General features: G+C 65.1%; 21 protein-coding genes. 12 read left to right on the top strand and 9 right to left on the bottom strand.

Annotated features, from left to right (window positions below; all coding sequences use genetic code 11):
* Positions 1–21: 21 nt before the first annotated feature.
* From groL to V6F88_RS17275, 10 genes are all read left to right on the top strand, one after another.
* Entirely contained in the window at positions 22–1,662 is a 1,641-nt protein-coding gene (gene groL / locus V6F88_RS17320; RefSeq protein ID WP_332610988.1) for a chaperonin GroEL, read from the top strand.
* Between the two features lie 290 nt (positions 1,663–1,952).
* A complete protein-coding gene (locus V6F88_RS17315) occupies positions 1,953–2,876 on the top strand; it encodes a YihY/virulence factor BrkB family protein (protein ID WP_332610985.1) in 924 nt (307 codons plus the stop codon).
* Between the two features lie 127 nt (positions 2,877–3,003).
* The gene (locus tag V6F88_RS17310; protein WP_332610983.1) at positions 3,004–3,981 is read left to right on the top strand and encodes a LysR substrate-binding domain-containing protein; all 978 of its coding nucleotides are present in this window, start codon (positions 3,004–3,006) and stop codon (positions 3,979–3,981) included.
* Positions 3,982–4,150: 169 nt separating this feature from the next.
* The gene (locus V6F88_RS17305; protein WP_332610981.1) at positions 4,151–4,702 is read left to right on the top strand and encodes a 3-hydroxyanthranilate 3,4-dioxygenase; all 552 of its coding nucleotides are present in this window, start codon (positions 4,151–4,153) and stop codon (positions 4,700–4,702) included.
* Positions 4,703–4,730: 28 nt separating this feature from the next.
* Positions 4,731–5,732 carry an amidohydrolase family protein gene (locus V6F88_RS17300; protein ID WP_332610979.1) on the top strand — a complete coding sequence of 334 codons (1,002 nt, stop codon included), beginning with the start codon at positions 4,731–4,733 and terminating at the stop codon, positions 5,730–5,732.
* A gap of 57 nt (positions 5,733–5,789) precedes the next feature.
* Positions 5,790–6,965, top strand: a complete 1,176-nt coding sequence (locus tag V6F88_RS17295) for an ABC transporter substrate-binding protein (RefSeq protein ID WP_332610978.1) — start codon at positions 5,790–5,792, stop codon at positions 6,963–6,965.
* A gap of 40 nt (positions 6,966–7,005) precedes the next feature.
* Entirely contained in the window at positions 7,006–7,926 is a 921-nt protein-coding gene (locus V6F88_RS17290) for a branched-chain amino acid ABC transporter permease (RefSeq protein WP_332610977.1), read from the top strand.
* 10 nt (positions 7,927–7,936) lie between these two features.
* A complete protein-coding gene (locus tag V6F88_RS17285) occupies positions 7,937–8,923 on the top strand; it encodes a branched-chain amino acid ABC transporter permease (RefSeq protein WP_332610976.1) in 987 nt (328 codons plus the stop codon).
* Positions 8,920–9,696 carry an ABC transporter ATP-binding protein gene (locus V6F88_RS17280; protein WP_332610975.1) on the top strand — a complete coding sequence of 259 codons (777 nt, stop codon included), beginning with the start codon at positions 8,920–8,922 and terminating at the stop codon, positions 9,694–9,696. The genes V6F88_RS17285 and V6F88_RS17280 overlap by 4 nt, the downstream gene beginning before the upstream one ends.
* Positions 9,693–10,403, top strand: a complete 711-nt coding sequence (locus V6F88_RS17275) for an ABC transporter ATP-binding protein (protein ID WP_332610974.1) — start codon at positions 9,693–9,695, stop codon at positions 10,401–10,403. The genes V6F88_RS17280 and V6F88_RS17275 overlap by 4 nt, the downstream gene beginning before the upstream one ends.
* Positions 10,404–10,413: 10 nt before the next feature.
* On the opposite strand, the gene V6F88_RS17270 is transcribed toward V6F88_RS17275, so the two are convergent.
* The 9 genes from V6F88_RS17270 to V6F88_RS17230 all read right to left on the bottom strand — a co-directional run bounded on the left by V6F88_RS17270 (position 10,414) and on the right by V6F88_RS17230 (position 20,462).
* Positions 10,414–11,466, bottom strand: a complete 1,053-nt coding sequence (locus tag V6F88_RS17270; protein WP_332610973.1) for an Ldh family oxidoreductase — start codon at positions 11,464–11,466, stop codon at positions 10,414–10,416.
* A 12-nt stretch (positions 11,467–11,478) separates the two neighbouring features.
* Positions 11,479–12,999 (bottom strand): mannitol dehydrogenase family protein, encoded by a 1,521-nt coding sequence (locus tag V6F88_RS17265; RefSeq protein WP_332610971.1) that lies wholly within the window; start codon positions 12,997–12,999, stop codon positions 11,479–11,481.
* 164 nt (positions 13,000–13,163) lie between these two features.
* On the bottom strand, positions 13,164–14,699 hold the full coding sequence (locus V6F88_RS17260; protein WP_332610970.1) for a UxaA family hydrolase: 1,536 nt from the start codon (positions 14,697–14,699) through the stop codon (positions 13,164–13,166).
* Between the two features lie 40 nt (positions 14,700–14,739).
* Entirely contained in the window at positions 14,740–15,606 is an 867-nt protein-coding gene (locus tag V6F88_RS17255) for a fumarylacetoacetate hydrolase family protein (RefSeq protein WP_332610969.1), read from the bottom strand.
* A gap of 65 nt (positions 15,607–15,671) precedes the next feature.
* Positions 15,672–16,418, bottom strand: coding sequence for an SDR family oxidoreductase (locus V6F88_RS17250; protein ID WP_332610967.1), 747 nt, complete (start codon positions 16,416–16,418; stop codon positions 15,672–15,674).
* A gap of 14 nt (positions 16,419–16,432) precedes the next feature.
* Positions 16,433–17,842 (bottom strand): TRAP transporter large permease, encoded by a 1,410-nt coding sequence (locus V6F88_RS17245; RefSeq protein WP_332610965.1) that lies wholly within the window; start codon positions 17,840–17,842, stop codon positions 16,433–16,435.
* 56 nt (positions 17,843–17,898) lie between these two features.
* Positions 17,899–18,543: a TRAP transporter small permease gene (locus V6F88_RS17240; protein WP_332610964.1), complete on the bottom strand. Its 645-nt coding sequence runs from the start codon at positions 18,541–18,543 to the stop codon at positions 17,899–17,901.
* A gap of 74 nt (positions 18,544–18,617) precedes the next feature.
* Positions 18,618–19,592: a sialic acid TRAP transporter substrate-binding protein SiaP gene (locus V6F88_RS17235; RefSeq protein WP_332610963.1), complete on the bottom strand. Its 975-nt coding sequence runs from the start codon at positions 19,590–19,592 to the stop codon at positions 18,618–18,620.
* Positions 19,593–19,727: 135 nt separating this feature from the next.
* The gene (locus tag V6F88_RS17230; RefSeq protein WP_332610962.1) at positions 19,728–20,462 is read right to left on the bottom strand and encodes a FadR/GntR family transcriptional regulator; all 735 of its coding nucleotides are present in this window, start codon (positions 20,460–20,462) and stop codon (positions 19,728–19,730) included.
* A 167-nt stretch (positions 20,463–20,629) separates the two neighbouring features.
* On the opposite strand from V6F88_RS17230, the gene V6F88_RS17225 reads away from it, so the two are divergent.
* Together V6F88_RS17225 and V6F88_RS17220 are read left to right on the top strand one after the other, a co-directional pair.
* Positions 20,630–21,028, top strand: coding sequence for a diacylglycerol kinase (locus V6F88_RS17225; protein ID WP_006221640.1), 399 nt, complete (start codon positions 20,630–20,632; stop codon positions 21,026–21,028).
* A 48-nt stretch (positions 21,029–21,076) separates the two neighbouring features.
* The gene (locus V6F88_RS17220; RefSeq protein ID WP_332610961.1) at positions 21,077–22,396 is read left to right on the top strand and encodes an NAD(P)/FAD-dependent oxidoreductase; all 1,320 of its coding nucleotides are present in this window, start codon (positions 21,077–21,079) and stop codon (positions 22,394–22,396) included.
* Positions 22,397–22,400: the final 4 nt, after the last annotated feature.

Here is a 22,400-nt window from a genome sequence, read left to right as displayed (position 1 = left end):
ATTTTGGAAGGAAGCTAAGAAATGGCTGCCAAGCAAGTATTGTTCGGTGACGACGCCCGTGTGCGTATCGTCCGCGGCGTGAATGTTCTCGCCAACGCTGTTAAGACCACCCTGGGCCCCAAGGGTCGCAACGTCGTGCTGGAGCGCTCGTTCGGCGCCCCGACCGTGACCAAGGACGGCGTGTCCGTCGCCAAGGAAATCGAACTGAAGGACAAGTTCGAGAACATCGGCGCACAACTGGTCAAGGACGTTGCCTCCAAGACCTCCGACAACGCCGGTGACGGCACCACGACCGCCACCGTGCTGGCTCAAGCCATCGTCATGGAAGGCCTGAAGTACGTTGCCGCCGGTTTCAACCCGATCGACCTGAAGCGCGGCATCGACAAGGCTGTCGCCGCTGCCGTGGCTGAACTGAAGAAGCAATCCAAGCCGGTCACGACCAGCAAGGAAATCGCTCAAGTCGGTTCCATCTCGGCCAACAGCGATGCCTCCATCGGCCAGATCATCGCTGACGCGATGGACAAGGTTGGCAAGGAAGGCGTCATCACCGTCGAAGACGGCAAGTCGCTGGAAAACGAGCTGGACGTCGTCGAAGGCATGCAATTCGACCGCGGCTACCTGTCGCCCTACTTCATCAACAGCCCGGAAAAGCAAGTTGCCGTGCTGGAAGATCCGTATGTCCTGATTTTCGACAAGAAGATCAGCAACATCCGTGACCTGCTGCCCGTGCTGGAACAAGTTGCCAAGTCGAGCCGTCCCCTGCTGATCATTGCAGAAGACGTCGAAGGCGAAGCGCTGGCCACCCTGGTTGTGAACAACATCCGTGGCATCCTGAAGACCACCGCCGTCAAGGCTCCGGGCTTCGGCGACCGCCGCAAGGCCATGCTGGAAGACATCGCCATCCTGACGGGCGGCACGGTGATCTCCGAAGAAACCGGCATGTCGCTGGAAAAGGCCGGCCTGGCTGAACTGGGCCAAGCCAAGCGCATCGAAGTGGGCAAGGAAAACACGACGATCATCGACGGCGCTGGCGACAGCAAGTCGATCGAGGCTCGCGTCAAGCAAGTCCGTGTCCAGATCGAAGAAGCCACGTCCGACTACGACCGTGAAAAGCTGCAAGAACGCGTGGCCAAGCTGGCCGGCGGCGTTGCCGTGATTCGCGTTGGCGCTGCCACCGAAGTCGAAATGAAGGAAAAGAAGGCTCGCGTCGAAGACGCCCTGCACGCTACCCGCGCCGCAGTGGAAGAAGGCGTTGTGGCTGGTGGCGGTGTTGCACTGCTGCGCGCCAAGCAAGCCATTGCTGAACTGAAGGGCGACACGCCTGACCAGAACGCCGGTATCAAGCTGATCCTGCGTGCTGTGGAAGAGCCGCTGCGCACCATCGTCACGAACGCCGGCGAAGAAGCCAGCGTCGTGGTCAGCAACGTGCTGAACGGCAAGGGCAACTACGGCTACAACGCCGCAACCGGCGAGTACACCGACCTGGTCGAGCAAGGCGTTCTGGATCCCACCAAGGTGACCCGCACCGCCCTGCAAAACGCTGCCTCCGTCGCCAGCCTGTTGCTGACGGCTGAAGCCGCCGTGGTCGAACTGGCCGAAGACAAGCCCGCTGCCCCGGCCATGCCGGGTGGCATGGGCGGCATGGGCGGCATGGACTTCTAAGTCCCGCTTTCCTTGCACGGCCTCCCCGGCGTCAAAACCGGGGAACGCAGTATCTGAAAAACCCCCGGACCTTCGCCCCGGGGGTTTTTCTTTTTGTGCGCCCATCTTTTTGTGCGCTCCTGCCCGCTATCGACGACGGATTCGCCGTCCGGTCACCGCACACATTGCCTGTTGTTTCCACCGCGCCCCGTGGCGCCCGGTGCGAACACGTTTGCGCACAAACTCGCGGTTTCCCCGGGACGCATGCGTCCCTACAATGAAGATTCCTTCGCCCACGCCGCCCAAGCCCTATGCGCCTACCCCAGAGCCTGCGAGCCTTGCGTCCGTCCGAGATTGGCGGGCTGTTGATGGACTCCGCCAACCAGTGGTCAAGCCACCGCGCATCCAGCAAGGGCGCCGCGCTGGCGTTGTACATGGTGTTTTCCTTGGCGCCGATGCTGATCCTGGTGATCGCCGTGGCCGGCGCGTTCTATGGCGAAGACGCGGTACGGTCCGAGCTTTTCTTGCAGATGCGCGACCTGACCGGCGAACGCGGCGCGGAAGTCATCCAGACGGTATTGGCCAGCGCGCATGAATCCGGCGGCGGGTGGATCGCCGCGCTGATCTCCATTTTTGTGCTGATCTTCAGCGCCACCACCGCCTTTGCTGAACTGAAGGCCAGCCTGGACGATTTGTGGGACGTGCCCGCCAACCAGAAGGGCGGCATACAGGGCATGGTGCGCAGCCGCATGCTGTCGTTTGGCCTGGTGCTGGTGCTGGCGTTGTTCCTGCTGGTGTCGTTGACGGTAAACGCCGCGCTGGGCGCCGCGCAAAAACTGTATGGCGACCTGTGGATGGCATCCACCGTTGCCAAGGTGGTGGATTGGGCGTCGACGCTGTTTTCGTTTGCCGTGGTGGTCGCGCTGTTTGCCGTGATCTTCAAGTTACTGCCCAGCGCAAAAATATCCTGGCGCGACGTGATCCCGGGCGCCATCGTGACGGCCGCGCTGTTCCTGGTGGGCAAATGGGGCATCGGCCTGTACCTGAGCCGGGGCGCGGCCGTGTCCGCCTATGGCGCGGCGGGCTCGCTGATTGCCTTGCTGCTGTGGATCTACTATTCCGCGCAGATCTTCTTCTTTGGCGCGGTGTTCACCCGGCAATTCGCGCTGCGCTTCGGCGATGCCGCCAAGCCCGGCAAGACGGACCCGGCCCCCGCGGCACCCCCACAAGCCTAGGCCGCTGGATACAATCGCGACTACCGCGAGTTCTTCGACGCTGATGGCCCCGCCCGCACACGCGCTGCGGTGTATCCGTTGCCGCACCCGCACTTGCTGATTTCAATCAAGGCGGGCGCCCCCAAGCATGTCGAACTTCCGCATCACGCCCAACGCGCTAAGCCATAAGCTGAAGCTGCATCAATTGCAGATCTTCGAACGCGTGCTGGCGCGCCGGTCGCTGTCGCGCGCGGCCAGCGAACTGCACCTGACCCAGCCCACCGTCACCAAGGCCATCCACGACCTGGAAGCCTTCTTCGGCGCGACCTTGTTTGAACGGTCGAACCGGGGCGTCACGCCCACGGAGCTTGCCTTGGTGCTGGGGCGTCGCGTGCACGCCATGTTGGCCGAAGTGCGCTACATGGCCGACGACATCGACGCGGTACTGGGCGGCGCCAACGGCCACGTGGTGGTGGGCACGCTGATCGCCGCGTCCGCAAAATTGCTGCCCGAAGCCATTGCCCGCATGATGACGGACCACCCGGGCATCCAGGTCACCGTGCGCGAAGGGCCGTCGGCCCAGCTGCTGCCCGCGCTGGCCACGGGCGACGTCGATATCGTCGTGGGCCGGCTGCCCGGCGCCGACATGGCGTCGATATCCGGCGTAGCGGTGGACCATCACAAGCTTTATCGCGAGGCACTGTGCCTGGTGGTCGGCGCCCAGCATCCCATGGCCGCCGCGCAAGAGGTCAGCTTGGCGGACCTGGCGGATCACATCTGGATTCTGCCCGCGCCCACTTCGCCACTGCGGGCATCGGTTGAGCGCACGTTTTTCGACGCCGGCCTGCGCCTGCCGGCGCGCCACGTGGAATCCCTATCGTTGCTCACCAACATCGGCATCCTGATGCATAGCGACGCGCTGGCGCTGATTCCCTACGACGCGGCGGCCCAGTTCCTGTCCATGGGCTTGCTGGCGCGCCTGCCCACGACGGTGTTCGGAGATTTTGGCGACGTGGGCTATTCCGTGCGCGCCGATCGTCCGATGACGCCCGCTTGCCAGCGACTGGTGGAATACCTGCAAGCCATCACGGCGCAGCGCGAACCGGCACCGGCACGGCCCGCATAACGGACAGGCGCGGGCGCGGGCGCGGGCGCGGGCTCGGGCGCGGGCGCATCCGTTTCCCTACGGGAAACCCCGCGATAGATAAGCCGCATATCCAACCGCGCAATTTCTATTATTCCCCCGGCGCGCTCGCCCCCTAGACTTCATCAAACCAAGCTCCCCGGAGATCTTCATGCCCGCCTATGGCCCGCCGTTGAATTTCCAGCGCTGGATCGACGATCACGCGCATCTGCTCAAACCGCCCGTGGGCAATCAGCAGATCTGGCAAGACGCCGACTTCATCGTCACCGTGGTGGGCGGCCCCAACCACCGCACCGATTATCACGATGACCCGCTGGAAGAATTCTTCTACCAAATTCGGGGCAACGCCTGGTTGTCGCTGTGGGTGGACGGCAAGCCCGAACGCGTGGACTTGAAAGAAGGCGACATCTTTTTGTTGCCGCCGCGCGTGCGCCATTCGCCGCAACGCCCCGAACCCGACAGCGCCTGCCTGGTCATCGAGCGTCAGCGCCCCGTGGGCCTGCTGGATGGCTTTGAATGGTATTGCCCGCATTGCGGCCACCTGGTGCACCGCGTGGAAGTGCAGTTGAAAAGCATCGTCACCGACCTGCCGCCGCTATTCCAGGCGTTCTACGACAGCACCGACAAGCGTACCTGCCCCGGCTGTGGCCAGATTCATCCCGGCAAAGGCCATGCGCCCGCCGGACAAGCCGTGCCCGCCTAGCGCCCCCCCTCTTGCGAAGCCGTTATCCATGATTCAGAAAATCGACATGCACGCCCATTTCTTTCCGCCGATCACGCGGCAGGAAGCGGCGGCGCTTGATCCCGTGCACGCGCCCTGGCTGCGCCCGGACGCCGGCGGCGCCACCGGCCAGATCATGGCGGGCGACCGCGAGTTCCGGCCGGTGGACGCCACCTTGTGGGACCCGGCGCTGCGTATCGAGCAGATGGATCGGCATGGCGTGGACGTGCAGATCCTGTGCGCCACGCCAATCATGTTCGGCTACACCTACCCCGGGCAGCTTGCCGCCGACTGGGCGGCCCGCATGAACGACCTGGCGCTGGAACACTGCGCCCATGCGCCCGCGCGCTTGAAAGCGCTGGCGCAGGTGCCGCTGCAAGACCTGGAGCTAGCTTGCAAAGAAGCGTCCCGCGCACGCGCCGCCGGCCACCTGGGTGTGCAGATTGGCAACCACGTCGGCCCGCGCGACCTGGACGACGACACGCTGGTGCAGTTCCTTGTCCACTGCGCCCACAACGATATCCCGGTGCTGGTGCATCCGTGGGACATGATGACCGATGGCCGCATGAAGAAGTGGATGCTGCCCTGGCTGGTAGCCATGCCCGCCGAAACGCAGCTGGGCATTCTGTCGTTGATTTTGTCCGGCGCCTTCGAACGCATTCCGCGCAGCCTGAAGCTGTGCTTCGCGCACGGCGGCGGCAGCTTTGCGTACCTGCTGGGCCGCGTGGACAACGCCTGGCGGCATCGCGACATCATCCGACAAGACTGCCCGCACCTGCCCTCGTCCTATACCGACCGCTTCTACACCGACAGCGCCGTGTTCGACCCGCGTTCGCTACGCCTGTTGATTGACGTGATGGGCGAAGACCGCGTGCTGCTGGGTTCCGACTACCCCTACCCGCTGGGTGAACAGGAAGTGGGCCGCCTGGTGACGCAGGCTGAACTGGTGCCCGACGTGCAGCAGAAGATCCTGTTTCGCAACACGACGACGTTCTTTGGTTTGCAGCCCTAACCCCTACGCGGGGCAAGACACCACGACCGTGACACACGGCAACTCAAGGGAAAAGACATGAATCGCACCACCACGCTGGCCGCCGCTGCGGCCATGGGCCTGGCCTTGTCAGGCGCCGCGATGGCCGACGTGAAGATCGGCCTGTTGACGACATTGACCGGCCCCGGCTCCGTGCTGGGCCAGGACCAGCTGGACGGCTTCATGCTGGCCGTGGACCAAGGCGGCGGCAAGCTGGGCGGCGTGGCGGTGCAGGTCATCAAGGAAGACGATCAGTTCAAGCCCGAAGTGGGCGTGCAGGCCGCGCGAAAGCTGGTGCAAAGCGACAAGGTGCCGATCATTACCGGCGTGGTGTATTCCAACGTGATGCTGGCGGTGGTGCGGCCGGTGACCAGCGCGGGCGTGTTCCTGGTGGGGTCCAACGCGGGGCCGACCAACCTGGCGGGCAAGGACTGTTCGCCCTATTTCTTTTCCACGTCCTGGAACAACACGCAGCGCCACGAAGGCAGCGGCGAAATGGCCAACCAGATGGGGTTCAAGAAGGTCTACCTGTTGGCTCCCAACTACCAGGCCGGCAAGGACGCGATGGCCGGTTTCAAGCGCTTCTACAAAGGCCAGATTGCCAACGAAGTCTTCACCCAGGTCAACCAGCCCGACTACTCGGTAGAGCTGGCGGCGCTGGCCGACGCCAAGCCGGACGCGGCGTATGTGTTCTTTCCGGGCGGCATGGGCGTGAACTTCATCAAGCAGTACCGGCAGGCCGGGCTGTTCGGCAAGATACCGCTGTTGTCGGTGGACACCATCGACGGGGCCACGCTGCCCGCGCTGCAACAGGATGCGCTGGGCGCCGTGACCAACGTGCCGTATTCGCCCGACCTGGACAACGCCGCCAACAAGGCGTTTGCCGCCGCGTTTCGCCAGAAGTACGGACGCGAGCCGTCCAGCTACGCCGCGCAATCGTTCGACGCGGCCCAGCTGATCGGGTCGGCGCTGAAGAAAACGGGCGGCAAGGTCGATGACAAGGACGCGCTGCGCAAGGCGCTGGAAGCGGCCGACTTTACGTCGGTGCGCGGGGAATTCCGCTATCAGCCCAATCACTTTCCGGTGGCCGGATTTTTCCGCGCCGACGTGCAGGCCGGTGTGGACGGCAAAGTGGCGTTCGTGAACAAGGGCCCCATCTTCGCGGACCTGTCCAAAGTGTCCGACCAGTACGCCGCGCAATGCGTAATGAAGTGATGCGCGGGGCCGCGCCGGCCCCGCGCCAAAGGTGACGACCATGTCCGCGACGCTGCTGCTAGTGCAGGCCTTGAACGGCTTGCAGCTTGGCATTCTGTTGTTTTTGCTGGCCGCCGGCCTGACGCTGGTGTTCGGCATTATGAACTTCATCAACCTGGCGCACGGATCGCTGTACATGATGGGCGCGTTCATCGCGGCCACCGTGTTCCGCCACACCGGATCGTTTCTGTTGGCCGGCGCCGCGGTCATCGTGGGCATGGCGGCGCTGGGCCTGCTGCTGGACCGCATTGCGCTGGCACGGCTGTATCCGCGCGACCACCTTGACCAGGTGCTGGCCACCTTCGGCTTCATCCTGTTCTTCAATGAGCTGACCCGCATCATCTGGGGCCCGGCGCCCATCAGCATGGGGCTGCCGTCGTGGCTGTCGGGCACCATCGACATCCTGGGGGTGACGTATCCGCTGTACCGCTTCCTGATCATCGTGGTGGGCCTGCTGGTGGCCGGTGGCTGCTATGTGCTGATCCACCGCACGCGGCTGGGCATGCTGATCCGCGCCGGTTCCACCGACCGCATGATGGTGGGTGCGCTGGGCGTGAACATTGCGCGGCTGAACACCTTGCTGTTTGTGCTGGGCGCGGTGCTGGCCGGCTTGGCGGGGCTGATGGCCGGCCCGATCCTGTCGGCGCAGACGGGCATGGGCGAACCCATCCTGATCCTGACGCTGGTGGTGATCGTGATCGGCGGCATCGGTTCGGTACGCGGCGCGTTTCTGGCGGCGTTGATGGTGGGGCTGATCGACACGCTGGGCCGCGCGCTGCTGCCCACCTTGTTGCGCGCCACGCTGCCGCCCGCCGCGGCCAATGCCGCCGGGCCGGCCATTGCATCCATGCTGATCTACGTGGTGATGGCGCTGGTGCTGGCCATGCGGCCGCAGGGCCTGTTTCCCGTCAAGCATGGATAAGGGGAATCGCATGTACCTACCCTCCGCGCGCTTTCTCGTCGCCACCGTGTTGCTGGTGCTGCTGGCCTTGGTGCCCGTGTATGCCCACTGGCAGGGCGAACCTTTCCTGTTGGCCCTGTTCGGCCGCGTGCTGGTGTACGGCGTGGCAGCGCTGGCCTTGAACCTGTTGCTGGGCTTTGGTGGCATGGTCAGCTTTGGGCATGCGTTGTATCTGGGCTTGGGCGCGTATTCGGTGGGCGTGATGTCGCACTACGGTATCGAAAGCGGCTGGCTGCATCTGGCGGGCGCGTTGGGCGCCTGCGCCGTGGTGGGCTTGATCAGCGGCTACGTGGTGATGCGCACATCAGGCATCGCCTTCATCATGATTACGCTGGCGTTCGCGCAAATGTTCTATTTTCTGGCCACGGGTCTGGAAGGCTTTGGCGGCGACGACGGCATGTCCTTGTTTGCCGGCAGTGACTTTGGCGCGTTCCGGCTGGATACGCCGCTGGCGTTGTATTACGCGGCCTTCGGCATGTTGCTGGCGGTGCTGGCGTTGATGCATCGGCTGATTCACGCGCCGTTCGGCATGGCGTTGCGCGGCTGCCAGGCCAACGAACGGCGCATGCGCGCGCTGGGCTTTCCCACGTTGCGCTACCGGCTTGCCGCCTATGTGATATCGGCCATGATCTGCGGCGTGGCGGGCGTGCTGCTGGCCAACCTGACGATGTACGTATCCCCGTCGTATCTGGCCTGGACCACATCCGGCGAACTGATTGTGATGGTGGTGCTGGGCGGCATCGGCACGCTGTTTGGCCCCGTGGTCGGCGCGCTGGCATTCCTGCTGTTGGAAGAAGGGCTGAAGCTGTTGACCGGGCATTGGATGCTGGTCATGGGCCTGTTGATCGTGGGCGTGGTGCTGGTGTCGCGGCGGGGCGTGTATGGCAGTTTGCCCGACACGCCCTGGCGGCGTCGCGCGGCCACGCCGCTGGGCCAACCTTCCGGAGAGCCGCAATGAGCGCATTGCGTGTTGAAAACCTGGTCAAGCGTTATGGCGGATTGACGGTCACGGACAATTTGTCGCTGGACGTGCAGGCCGGCGAACTGCACGCGGTGATCGGCCCGAACGGTGCGGGCAAGACCACGCTGATCGGCCAACTTAGCGGAGAGCTTCGGCCCGACGCCGGCCGCGTGCTGCTGGATAACCGCGACATCACCAGCATGCCGGTGCACACGCGGGTGCGCCACGGCCTGGCACGCTCATATCAGATCACGTCGGTGTTCAAGCCGTTCACCGCCCTGGAGAACGTGGCGATGGCGGTGCAGGCGCGGCGCGGACATAGCTTTCGGTTCTTCAAACCCGTGCTATCCACGCCGGCGCTGACGGAGCCGGCCCGCGATGCGCTGGCGCTGGCTGGCTTATCGGCCCGCGCCAATACGCCGGCAAACGAGCTTGCGCATGGCGAACTGCGGCAACTGGAGTTGGCGATGGTGCTGGCTTGCCGGCCGTCGCTGCTGTTGCTGGACGAGCCCATGGCGGGCATGAGCCAACACGAATCCGAGGCCATGACGCGCCTGCTGTTGCAGCTGCGCGGCCGCTACACGATCTTGCTGGTGGAACACGACATGCAAGCCGTCTTCGCGCTGTCAGACCGCATTACGGTACTGGTCTACGGCAGCGCGCTGGCATGCGGCACGGCGGACCAGATCCGCAACAACCCGCAGGTGCGCGAATGCTATCTGGGCAGCGAACGCGCCAGCGCCCGCCGCAAGCAGGAGGCCGCCGCATGAGCCCCCTGCTATCGCTGCGTGGCGTGACGGCGCACTATGGCGCCAGTCAGGCGCTGTTCGGCATCGACCTGGACATCGGCCCGGGCGAATTCGTGACGCTGCTGGGCCGCAACGGCATGGGCAAGTCCACCACGGTGAATACCGTGATGGGGCTGACGCGCGCCACCGCGGGCAGCATTGTTTTTGATGGGTGGGACATCAGCCGGCTGCCGTCTTACAAGGTGGCGCAATGCGGCATCGGGCTGGTGCCTGAAGGGCGGCATATTTTCCCGAACCTGTCCGTGCGCGAAAACCTGGTCGCCACCGCGCACAACCGCCAGGGCCTGGCGCAGCCGTGGTCGCTGGACCGCGTGTACGCGCTGTTTCCGCGCTTGGCCGAACGCGCGCGGCATCTGGGCAGCCATCTATCTGGCGGCGAACAGCAGATGCTGGCAATCGGGCGTGCACTGTTGACCAACCCACGCTTGCTGATTCTGGATGAAGCCACCGAAGGGCTGGCGCCCGTGGTGCGGGAAGAAATCTGGCAGGCGCTGGACAGTCTGAAGCAGACCGGGCTGGCCGTGCTGTGCATCGACAAGAACCTGGAACCGCTGCTGGCCACGGCCGACCATCACGCCATCGTCGAAAAGGGACGCGTGGCCTGGACGGGATCATCGCAAGCGTTTCTGGATGACGAGCCCCGGCTGTTGCAGTACCTGGGGGTGTAGGTCCGGTTGCTCAGACACGTTGCGCGGGCAGCGGCACGCCCAGGCGCAGGCTCCAATCCTGCATCTGCGCCCACAAGGCGGGCGGCACGGGAATGCCGTCTTGCCGGCGCGTGGCTTCGGCCGCCGCTTCAGGGTCGCCCGGCATGCGAGGCGCACCGGGTTGCCCCGATAGTTCCATCGCCATCGCAGCCACCACACCCGCCAGCGCCGCGCCGCCCGCGAAGCGAGCCGGGTCGATCACGATAAAGAACGCACCCAGCTCGCGCGGGCGCTGCAATTGTTCATACATGGGCGAGATATGCGGGCCGTAGGGGTTGCCGTTCAACGGTCCGCACAGCAGCTCGATCATCATGGCCAGCCCGTAGCCTTTGTAGCCGTATTCTTCACCGCCCAACGGGCGCAGCGCGCGCACGGCGTCAGCGTCCGTGCAATCCCGCCCCCGCGCATCAAGCGCCACGCCCGGCGGCAACGTCACGCCATCGCGGCGCGCGTTCATGACGCGGTTCCACGGAATGGCGGTGGTAGCCATGTCCAGGCACAAGGGCTGCGCGCCCGCGCGCGGAAACGCCAGCGATATCGGGTTGGTGCCAAAGAACGGCTGATGGCCGCCATGCGGCGCGGCAATCGAATCCGAATGGGTGAACGCAATGCCGATCAAGCCTTGCCGTGCCGCCGCCCGGCTATACAAGCCGACCGCGCCGCAATGCGAGGAATCGCTGACGCCCACGGCGGCGATGCCCGCTTCGCGCGCCAGTTCAATGGCCAGCGCGTTGGCCTGGTGCGCCACGATGATGCCCTGCCCTTGCCCGCCGTGCAGCTGGGCCGTGCCGGGCCCCGTCCGTTCGATGCGAATGGCGGGGCGCGGCGCGATCGAGCCATGCGCGACGCGGTTCAGGTAGTGCGGCAACCGCGCGATGCCGTGCGAATCAATGCCCCATAAACTGGTCTGCGCAAGGCTGGCCGCCAGGCAGTGCGCGTCTTCATCGCTGAAGCCTTGTGCGCGCAGGCAGGCCCCGGCCCAGCGTTCCCATTCATCGGCATCCACTCGGCTTTGCCCGGACATGCGGCGCTCTCCTCAAGTAGCGGCTTGCACGGCGTACAGCACGCCATGCCGGCGCAGGTTTTCCAGATGCGTGGCCAGCGCGGCAACGAAGTCGGGCATGCGGCCCAAGCTGCCGAACACCGGCTTGTATCCCGCCAACACCATCGCGCGGCGATGCGCCGATTGCGCCGGCGCGGACGCGCGGGCCGCCACCTCGGCGCGTGACAGCAGCTTGGCCAGGCGCGAGGCCAACGGGTCGTCGATGGCGTAGCGCCCGCCTTGCTCGTCCTCGCCACGCAGATAATGCAGCCACGCGGCCACTGCCAGGGATAGACGCTGGATGTCGTCGCCCGTGCGCAGGCGGTCGCGGATGGTCTCCAGCAGCCGTTGCGGGATTTTCTGCGAGCCGTCCATCGCCACTTGCGGTATCGGATGCGGCAGCGCGGGGTTGGCGACCCGTTCCAGGAAGCGGCGGCGGTATTCCTCCAGCCCGCTGTCAGGGATGCCCTTTAACGTAGGCGCGATTTCCAGCCGCATCATGGCGTCAACGAACGCATGCAGCGCGGGCGTCTGCACCGACTGGCTGATCGTCCGGTGCCCCAGCAGCGCGCCCAGGTAGGCGAAGGCGGAATGCGGGCCGTTCACCATTCGCAGCTTCAAGCGTTCGTAGGGCGCGGCGTTGCGCACGAAGGTGGCGCCGCCCTGCGTTTCCCAAGCCGGGCGGCCGGCGGCGAACTTGTCTTCGATCACCCAGTTCAGATAGGGCTCGCCCACCACGGGCCAGGCGTCTTGCACGCCCAGCTTGTCGGCGATGCGCCGGCGGTCATCGTCGTCCGTGCCCGGCACGATGCGGTCCACCATGGAGTTGGGAAAGGTGCAGTGTTTGTCGATCCATCCCGTCAGGGCGACGTCCACGCGCAGCGCAAAGGCCAGCACCAGGTTGCGCAGCAGGTCGCCGTTGCCGCGCAGGTTGTCGCACGACATCAGCGTGACGGGCGGCAATCCGCGCTCGCGGCGCAGCGCCAGGCCGTGGACCAGAATGCCGATGGTGCTGCGCGGACGATGCGGGTTTTCAAGGTCGTGCAGGATGTCCGGATCATCCCAGCGCAGGTGGCCCGTGGCCGGCTCGTGGCTATAGCCCTTTTCGGTCACGGTCAGGCTGACGATGCGGGTCTGCGGATACGCAATCCGCTCCAGCACGGCGTTGGGGTCTTCTTCCGCCACCATCACACGCAGCACCGAACCCACCACGCGCAGTTGCTCGCGCGCCTGGCCATCGGGTCCGCCGTCGCGCAGCGCCAGCGTGTACAGGCCGTCTTGCGGCGTCAGCGCATCGCGCGTGTTGGGCCGGCGCAGCGACACGCCCAGGATGCCCCAGCTGAGATCGCCGCTGGCTTCCATGGCCAGGTCCGTCATCACCGCCTGGTGCGCGCGATGAAAGGCGCCCAAGCCCAGATGCACGATGCCGGGCGTTAGCCGGCTGCGGTCATAGATGGGTTTTTCCACGTCCGCGGGCAGACGCGGCAACGACTCCGTATTCAAACGTTCAAGCATGGTTGACCACTGGCGGAAGGCGCCATGCACCTGTCGGATGACCGGCCAGTCGGCGCGCGGGTGAGGATATCCGCAGACGCCGATTTGTTCGATGCCGGGACAGTGACAAAATGCAACAATGTCGTCGTTGTGTTCATCGCGCTCATGGTTTGCGCGCCGTTCGCCTACATCACCGCGCCCAATTGCCATGGCACGAATTCGTTCTGACCATAGCCGTGTTCTTCGCTGCGGGTGCGCCGTCCCGACGCGGTTTGCAGCATCAGCTGGAAGATGCGTTCGCCCATCTGCGCCACGCTTTGCGCACCGTCCACCACTTCGCCGCAATTGATGTCGATGTCGTCGGACTGGCGTTGCCACAACGCGGTATTGGTCGACAGCTTCAACGATGGCGCGGGCGCGCAGCCATACGCTGAGCCGCGCCCGGTGGTAAAGCAGATCAAATTGGCGCCGCCCGCGACCTGGCCGGTGGCGGATACGGGGTCATAGCCCGGGGTGTCCATGAACACCAACCCGCGCGAGCGCACGGGCTCGGCGTATTCGAACACGTCGGTCAGGTTGGTGGTGCCGCTTTTGGCGATGGCGCCCAGGGACTTTTCCAGAATGGTCGTCAGCCCGCCCGCCTTGTTGCCGGCCGACGGGTTGTTGTCCATCTCGGCGTCATTGCGGGCGCAGTAGTCTTCCCACCAGCGCACGCGCGCCAGCAGTTTGTCGGCCACGGCCGGGGTTTGCGCGCGGCGTGTCAACAAGTGTTCGCCCCCGTAGATCTCGGGCGTTTCCGACAGAATGGCCGTGCCGCCGTGGCGCACCAGCAGGTCCACCGCGGCGCCCAGCGCGGGGTTGGCGCTGATGCCCGAATAGCCATCGGAACCGCCGCATTGCAGGCCCACCGTCAGGTGGCCGGCCGACACCGGCTGGCGCTGCACCTGATTGGCCTGCTCCAGCATGCGTTCCACCAGCTCGATGCCGCGCGCCACCGTCTTGCGCGTGCCGCCGGTGTCCTGAATATTGAAGGTGTGCAGCAGGCCGCTTTCACGCAAGCCCTCTTGTTCCATCAGGCCGCCGATCTGATTGGTTTCGCAGCCCAGCCCCACCACCATCAGCCCACCGAAGTTGGCATGGCGCGCATAGCCGCCCAAGGTGCGGCGCAACACCTTCAAGGGTTCGCCCTCGCTGCCGGTGGCGCAGCCCGCGCCGTGCGTCAACGCCACCACGCCGTCCACGTTCGGACAGGCGGCCAGCGCATCGGGATGGATGTCGCGGCGGAAGTGGTCGGCGATGGCGCGCGCCACCGTGGCCGAACAGTTCACGCTGGTCAGGATGCCGATGTAGTTGCGTGTGGCGACGCGGCCGTCGGCGCGCACAATGCCGTCGAAGGTGGCGGGTTCGGCCACGTAGTCGGTGGGATGCGCGCCCTGCCCCACGGCGTAGTCGCGTTCAAAATCCGAGAATTCCAGGTTCTGCGTGTGCACGTGCTGCCCGGCCGCAATGGGCTGGCGCGCCACGCCGATGATCTGGTTGTAGCGGCGCACCGGCTCGCCCGCCGCGATGGCGCGCACGGCCACCTTGTGGCCGGGCGGCACCAGCCCTTGCACCGTCACCCCTTCGCTGTCTAGCCTTGTGCCGCTGACCAGCTGGCGCCGGGCGATCACCACGTTATCCGCCGGGTGGATGCGTATGACGGCCGTATCGTTGTGGGACATGAAGACTCCGGAAAGTAAGGGGTGCGGGGCGGGCGAGCGATCAGCCGTCGATCAAGGCCGGGTCCCAGGCATGCACGCGCTGGCGCTGTTCGCCCAGGCCCGCGATGCCCAGCTTGATCTCGTCGCCCGCCTTCAGGTACACGGGCGCGGGCTTTTGCCCCATGCCCACGCCGGGCGGCGTACCGGTGCTGATCAGGTCGCCCGGATACAGCGTCATGAAGCGGCTGACATACGCCACCAGCTGCGCCACGCCAAACACCATGGTGCGCGTGCTGCCGTTCTGATAGCGCTTGCCGTTCACTTCCAGCCACATCTCCAGGTCTTGCGGGTTGGGGATTTCGTCGGCGGTGGCCAGCCAGGGGCCGATGGGGCCGAAGGTGTCGCAGCCCTTGCCCTTGTCCCAGGTGCCGCCACGTTCGATCTGGTATTCGCGTTCGGACACGTCGTTGACCACGCAGTAGCCGGCCACGTGCTTCATGGCGTCGGCTTCGCTGACGTAGCGCGCCTTTTCGCCGATGACCACGCCCAGCTCGACTTCCCAATCGGTCTTGATGGAATCCTGCGGCAGCACGACGGGGTCGTTGGGGCCGACGACGGCGGACGTGGGCTTCATGAAGATGACGGGCTCGGCCGGCACGGGCAGGCCCGATTCGGCGGCGTGGTCGGCGTAGTTCAGGCCGATGCAGATGAACTTGCCCATGCCGCTCCAGGGCGGCGCGATGCGGCCGGGATTGGCCACCAGCGGCAGCGTGGACGCGTCCAGCGCGCGCAGTTCGGCCAGGCGCGCGGGCGTCAGCGTTTGCGCGGTGATGTCGGGCAATACGGAAGACAGGTCGCGCACCTTGCCCTGGTTGTCGATCAGGCCTGGCTTTTCAGAGCCTTTGGCGCCATGGCGCATCAGTTTCATATCGGTTCCTTGTTGCGGAAATAGAAATAGGAAATAGAAATAGGAAATAGGAAAGAGGGAGAGCCTCAGTTCGTCCAGCCGCCGTCGATCACCTGGGTGGTGCCCGTGGTGAAGGCGGATTCGTCGCTGGCAAGATACACCGCCAACGCGGCGATTTCATCCGCGCGGCCAATGCGGCCCATGGGTTGGCGGGCGGTGAACGCGGCCTGCACGGCGGCAATCGTCTGCCCGCTTGCCGCCGCCTGCGCTTCAATGCGCTGGTGCAACGATGGCGATTCGACGGTGCCCGGGCAGATGGCATTGCAGCGAATGCCTTGCGCCACGAAGTCCGCCGCCACCGCCTTGGTCAGCCCGATGACGGCGGCCTTGGTCGCGCCGTAAGCACAGCGGTTGGGCGCGCCCTTGATGCTGCCGGCCACCGACGCCATGTTCACGATGGAGCCGCCGCCGCGCGCCAGCATGCCCGGCAGGCACGCGCGGATCAGCCGGTACATGGACCGCACATTCAAATCGAAGGAAAAGTCCCACGCGTCTTCGTCGCAGTCCAGGATGGTGCCGGCGTGCACGAAGCCCGCGCCGTTGAACAACACGTTGACCGGCCCCGCGTCTTGCGCCAGCGCCGTGATGGCGCGTCCGTCCGTCACGTCCACCACTTGCGTGCGGCAGCCCGACAGCGCCTGTAGCGCGGCTGCGTTGATGTCCACGGCCAGCACGTTGGCGCCTTCACGCACAAACGCCTCGGCCACGGCGCGGCCGATGCCCTGGCCGGCGGCAGTGACGATGGCGGTCTTGCCTTGCAGTCTTTCCGACATGAGTGCGTCCTTTTTTATTTGCCGGCCATGCCCATCGCGGTGGGCAGCCACAGGGTGATCTGGGGGATGTAGGTGATGGCGATCAGCGCCACGAACAGCGGCACCAGCCACGGCAGAATGGCCATGGTGGTGCGTTCAACGGACAGCCGCGCCACGCGCGCCAGCACGAACAGCACCATGCCCATGGGTGGATGCAGCAAGCCGATCATCAGGTTCAGCGTCATGATCAAACCGAAGTGGATCGGGTCGATGCCCAGCTTGAGCACGATGGGCAGCAGGATGGGCACCAGAATCGTGATGGCGGCGATGGTGTCGATGAAGCATCCCACGATCAGGATCAACACATTGGCCATCAGCAGGAACACCCACTTGTTCTGCGTCACGCTGAGGATGGCGTCGGTCAGCGCCTGCGCGGCCTGCGTCGTCGTCAGCAACCACGCAAAGACCGATGCCGCCGTCACGATGAACAGCACGGACGCCGTGGTTTCGATGGTGTCGAACGACGCCTTGGCCAACGTGCGCAGCGTCATCGAGCGGTAGCGCACCAGGCCCAGGAACAGCGCCCAGATCACCGCCGCCACAGCCGCCTCGGTGGGCGTGAACCAACCCAGCGTCATGCCTCCGATCAGGATCACGGGCGCCATCAAGGCCATGACGGCCGAAAAGTTGAAGCGCCAGTCCAGCACCAGCAATGCCACGAACGAAATCCCCGTGGCCATGTTGGGCGACACGCCGGCCAGCGTCATCAGCCAGATCGACAGCGGAAACGCCAACACGATCAGCACTTCCAGGCCGGCGCCGGCCAGACGCTTCCAGTTGAAGGCGACGTCGCCGCCCCAATTGTTGCGGCGCGCGTAGTACGCCACCGTCAGCATCATCAATAGCGTCAGCACGGCGCCTGGGATCAGGCCCGCCAGGAACAGCGACCCGATCGACACGTTGGCCATCATGCCGTAGATGACGAAGGGCAAGGACGGCGGAATGATGGGCCCCAGCGTGGCCGACGCGGCGGTGACGCCCACGGCGAATTCGGTTTCGTAGCCGTGGTCTTTCATGGCCTTGATTTCGATGGTGCCCAGGCCGGCCGCGTCGGCGATGGCGGTGCCCGACATGCCGGCGAAGACCACCGAGCCAATGATGTTGACCTGCCCCAGCCCACCACGCATCCACCCCACCAGCGCGACGGCGAAGTTGTAGATGCGGCCGGTGATGCCGGCGATGTTCATCAGATTGCCGGCCAGGATGAAGAAAGGCACGGCCAGCAGCGGAAACGACTCCACCCCCGCGATCATGCGCTGCGCGACCACCACGTCGGGCACGCTGCCCGAGATCAGCACGAACAACAGCGACGCGCCCGCCATGGACACCGCCACCGGCAGGCCCAGAATCATCAACAGCAGAAAGGTTCCAATCAATGTGCCCATGGCATGCTCCTGGAAAGGCACTGCAACGTCATAGGGGCCAAGCCCGGCGTGTCGGATCAATCCTGCGACTCGTAGGCCGCGGGATTTTCCAGGATGGAATAGCCTTGTCGCCAGTTCTGCACGGACACCTGCAACGACCGCACGAACATCATGGCAAAGCCCGCCAGGGCCAGCCAGTACACATAGGACTTGTTCCAGAACAGCGTGGTCATGGGCTCGTCGCCCACCAGCACGATGTAGCGATACGTGAGCCACACGGCGTAGCCGAAGAACACCGTGCGCAGGATGTCGATGACGGTGGCCAGCACGCGCCCCACCGGCTTGGGCAGGTAGCGGTACAGGAAGTCCACCTGGATGTGGCGGCAGGCGCGCACGCACATGGCGGCGCCCAGAAACACCACGCCGATCAGGCAGTACACCGCCAGTTCCTCGGTCCACGCGAACGAATCGTTCAGCACGTAGCGGGAAAAGAATTGCAGGAAGACCAGGCCGGACATTACCCAGAAAATGCCCAGGCAGATCCAGTCCTCGGGCTGATAGCCGGCCAGACTCACTTCGTGCTGGTCGGCCTCTTCGAAGCTATGAACGATGTCGTCGACGCTGGTCTGATGCGGGCCGGAAGACGACGTTGCGTGGTTTTGCAGCGGCGTCGGGCCGTGGCTGACGGCCGCCATCGGCGCCGCTTTCGCGTTGGAGTGCATGACGTTCCCCTGATCGGAATGGGTAAGGTGGGGCGGGCCGGCAAGGCCCGCCCACGCGGGCGCTCACCAGGGGGCTACTTCACCGCCTGGATCTTTTCCCAATCCGATTTCTGATAGCCGTATTGCTCGAACGGCACCTTCTCCAGCACGGTCTTGCGGAAGTCGTCGATGTTGACTTCGGCCACGTTCAGGCCGCGCTTCTTGAACACTTCAACCATCTTCTTTTCGCTGTCGGCCACTTCGGCCGAGGCCTTCTCAGCGGCCTGCCGCGAAACCTCGGCGAAGATCTTCTTGTCTTCGTCGGACAGGCTCTTCCACAGCTTGCCCGAGATCACCGTGTTCAAGTGATCGACGATATGACCGGTCAGCACGATGTTCTTCTGCACCTCGTAGAACTTCTTGGCTTCGATGGTGGTCAGCGGGTTCTCTTGGGCCTCCACGGTGCCGTTCTGCAAGGCCAGGTAGACCTCGGCAAACGCGATGGGCGCGGTGTTGGCGCCACAGGCACGCGGCATGGCCAGGTAGGCGGCCACGTCGGGCACGCGGATCTTCATGCCCTTCATTTCAGAGCACTTGGTGAAGGCGCGGTTGGACGTGGTCTGGCGTGTGCCGTAGTAGGTGGTGGCGACGATGTGGTTGCCGCTTTTCTGGTCGTAGCCGCCCGTCAGCTCTTTGTAGATGTCGCTTTTGGTGTAGGCGATCAGGTGCTCGGGGTTGCGGAAGGTGTAGGGGTAGTAGGTGACGCCGATGCGCGGGAAACTCTTGGCGGCGAAGCTGGAGCCGGAAATGATCATGTCCACCGTGCCCAGGGTGAGGCCCTGGTTGATGTCGTTTTCCTTGCCCAGCTGAGAGGCGGGATAGACGTCGATGTGATAGCGGCCGTTGGTGCGTTTCTCGATTTCCTGAGCCGCCCACACCGACGAGGTATGGAAGGGTTCGGACGTCTCGTACACATGCGCCCACTTCAATTTGGTTTGCGCCAGCGCGCTGCCACTGACGGCCAGCGCGACGGCGGCAAACAGCACTTTGATAGCGTTGCCTTTGTTCATGTTGTCTCCTCTCTTTGAGGTAGCGGGCGCGGCGCAGGGTGTTGTGGGCCGACCCGCCTTATGTTTCACATCGGAATATCACATACGTGGTGCACCTTGGTACTGCGACTGCGACTTTAGGACCCCCCGGTGGCGTCAGGACGCCGCCGGTTCTTTGCTATCGATGCGCATCGTCTCGGCCGCGCCCGGCCAACTGGCGGTCAGGCGGTCGAACGAGCAGGAAAGATGGTGATGCATGGCGGCGCGCGCGGCCGGCTCATCGCCCGCTGCGATGGCGGTGATGACGCGGCGGTGTTCGGTGATGGCGACGGCCCAGCTGTCCGGGTTTTCAAAGTAGTCGCCCAGCTTCACGGACAAGGGGTTGTGGCGTTCGTCGAACAGTTCGCCCACCACGCGCACCAGCACGGCGTTGTTGGCCATTTCGGCCACGCGCAGGTGAAACAGGCGGTCGCCGCGTATGGGCACGTAGCCGGCACGGGCTTCGTCTTCCATGGTGCCCACGGCTTCCAGCAGTCCGTCGACCAGCGCGGGCGTGGGGCTGCGGGCGGCCTGGGCGGCAAGTTCGCCTTCGATGGTCCAGCGGGCGCGGATGGTCTCCAGGGGGCTTTCGGCGGTCAGGCTGGCGCGCGGCGCCCCCGACAGGCTTTGCACGTAGACGCCCGATCCCATGCGCACTTCCACCCAGCCTTCGACTTCCAGCGCAATCAACGCCTCGCGCACGGACGGGCGCGACACGCCCAGCTTCAGCGCCAGGTCGCGTTCCGGCGGCAGCCGCGCGCCGACCGGAAATTCGCCCGCTTCGATCAGCAAACGCAGCTGGTCGGCGATCTGGCGGTACAAGCGGCGCGGCTCGATGGTCTGGATCGGCATGGTGGGTGGGGTGAAATCGGACGGGTAAAGTGGCCTTACCAATTGACCAGAATCCTGCGCCTGCCGGCCATGCGTCACAATTAGGGTTTGCCCATAGGTTTGCGCCGCGTCACGCGGGCAACCCATATCTGTTAAAAAGCCGCCACACCCGGCCTTCCTACGCGCACATGACCCACGACCCGCAACACTCGCCCTTCAAAAGCTCCGGCGGCTTGCGCCGCATCCTGAATGCGCTGCGCTACTCGTGGCAGGGCTTGCAGGCGGCCGTCAAATACGAAGCGGCGTTCCGTCAGGAGCTGGCCCTGGCCGTGCTGATGATTCCGGCCGCGTTCTTCCTGGGCCGCACCACGGTCGAAGTGTTCTTCCTGGTGGGCACGGTGGTGATGGTGCTGGCGGCGGAACTGCTTAATTCCGCCATCGAGGCGCTGGCCGATGCCTTGTCGGTGGAACGCCACCCGCTGCTGGGCCGCGCCAAGGACCTGGGCAGCGCGGCGGTCATGTTGCTGCTGATCTTTGCTGGCGCCGTCTGGATCGGCGTGGCGATCAGCCGTTTCGTCATGCATTGAAACGGTCAGCATCCCGTGGGGGATGCGGCCGTCTTTATACTGGGAGCCATGATGCCTAATTCGACGTCAACACGCTCTGAACGCATCGTCATCGTCGGCGGCGGTGCGGGTGGCCTTGAACTGGCCGCCAAACTTGGCCGGATCCACGGCCGCCAGCACATTACGCTGGTTGACAGCCGGCCCTTCCACATCTGGAAGCCGTCGCTGCACGAGGCGGCCGCCGGCACCCTGGATATACACCAGGAAGGCCTGTCCTACCTGATGCTGGCCCACATGAACGGCTTTTCGTTCGCGCAGGGCCGCCTGATCAGCGTGGACCGCGAGCGCCGCCAGATCGTGGTGGACGCCGTCAACGATACGCAGGGCCTGGAAGTTTTGCCGCGCCGCGAACTTGCCTACGACACGCTGGTGCTGGCCCTGGGCAGCACGTCCAACTTCTTCAACACGCCCGGCGCGGCCGAACACGCCGTCACGCTGGACACCACCGAAAACGCCGAACAGTTCCGCCTGACCATGCTCAAGGCCATGGCGCTGGTGGACCAGGCCAAGGTGCACAACCCGTCCGCCCGGCTGGACCTGGTGATTGTGGGCGGCGGCGCCACCGGCGTGGAATTGGCCGTGGAGCTGACGGAAGCCAGCCACGTGGTCAGCGCCTACGGCCTGCCTAACTTCCGTGCCGAACGCGATCTGGCCATTACTTTGGTGGAAGGCGCGCCGCGCATTCTGTCGGCGTTGCCGGAAAAGATCTCAGAGGCCGCCACCCACCGGCTGACCGAACTGGGCATCGGCGTTGAAACCGCCTGCCGCGTGTCCGAAGTGACCGGCCACAGCGTCAAGACGGCCGATGGCCGGGAATTTCCGGCGCAGCTGTGCATGTGGGCCGCCGGCATCAAGGGGCCGACCTTGCTGGCCGACCTGGGCTTGCCGCTGAACAAGCTGGGCCAGGTGGAAGTGAACGAACGGCTGGAAACGCCGGACCCGAACATCCTGGCCCTGGGCGATTGCTGCTCGGCGCCCTGGCGCGACGGCCGCAGCGTGCCGGCCCGCGCGCAAGCCGCGCATCAGGAAGCCGATTACCTGGCCAGGAAGCTGACCGCGCGCCTGCGCCACAAAGCCGAGCCCACCGAGCCCTACGTCTACCAGGATCACGGCTCGCTGGTGTCGCTGGGCCAGGACGCGGGGGTGGGCAGCCTGATGGGCAAGCTTGCCGGACGGGGACTGTTCGTAAGCGGTACACTGGCGCGCTTGATGTACATGAGCCTGCACCTGATGCACCACAAAGCGGTGTTGGGCATTTCGCGCACGGCCTCCCTTGCCCTGGCTCGCCTGCTGATGCGGCGCACGCGCCCCCGGGTCAAACTGCACTGAACTC

Origin of the sequence: Achromobacter sp. ESBL13 (genome assembly GCF_036668755.1) — a bacterium.
Taxonomy (GTDB): Bacteria; Pseudomonadota; Gammaproteobacteria; order Burkholderiales; family Burkholderiaceae_B; genus Achromobacter.
Note: the sequence above shows the minus strand (reverse complement) of the source record. Positions and strands in the feature narration are given on the sequence as shown.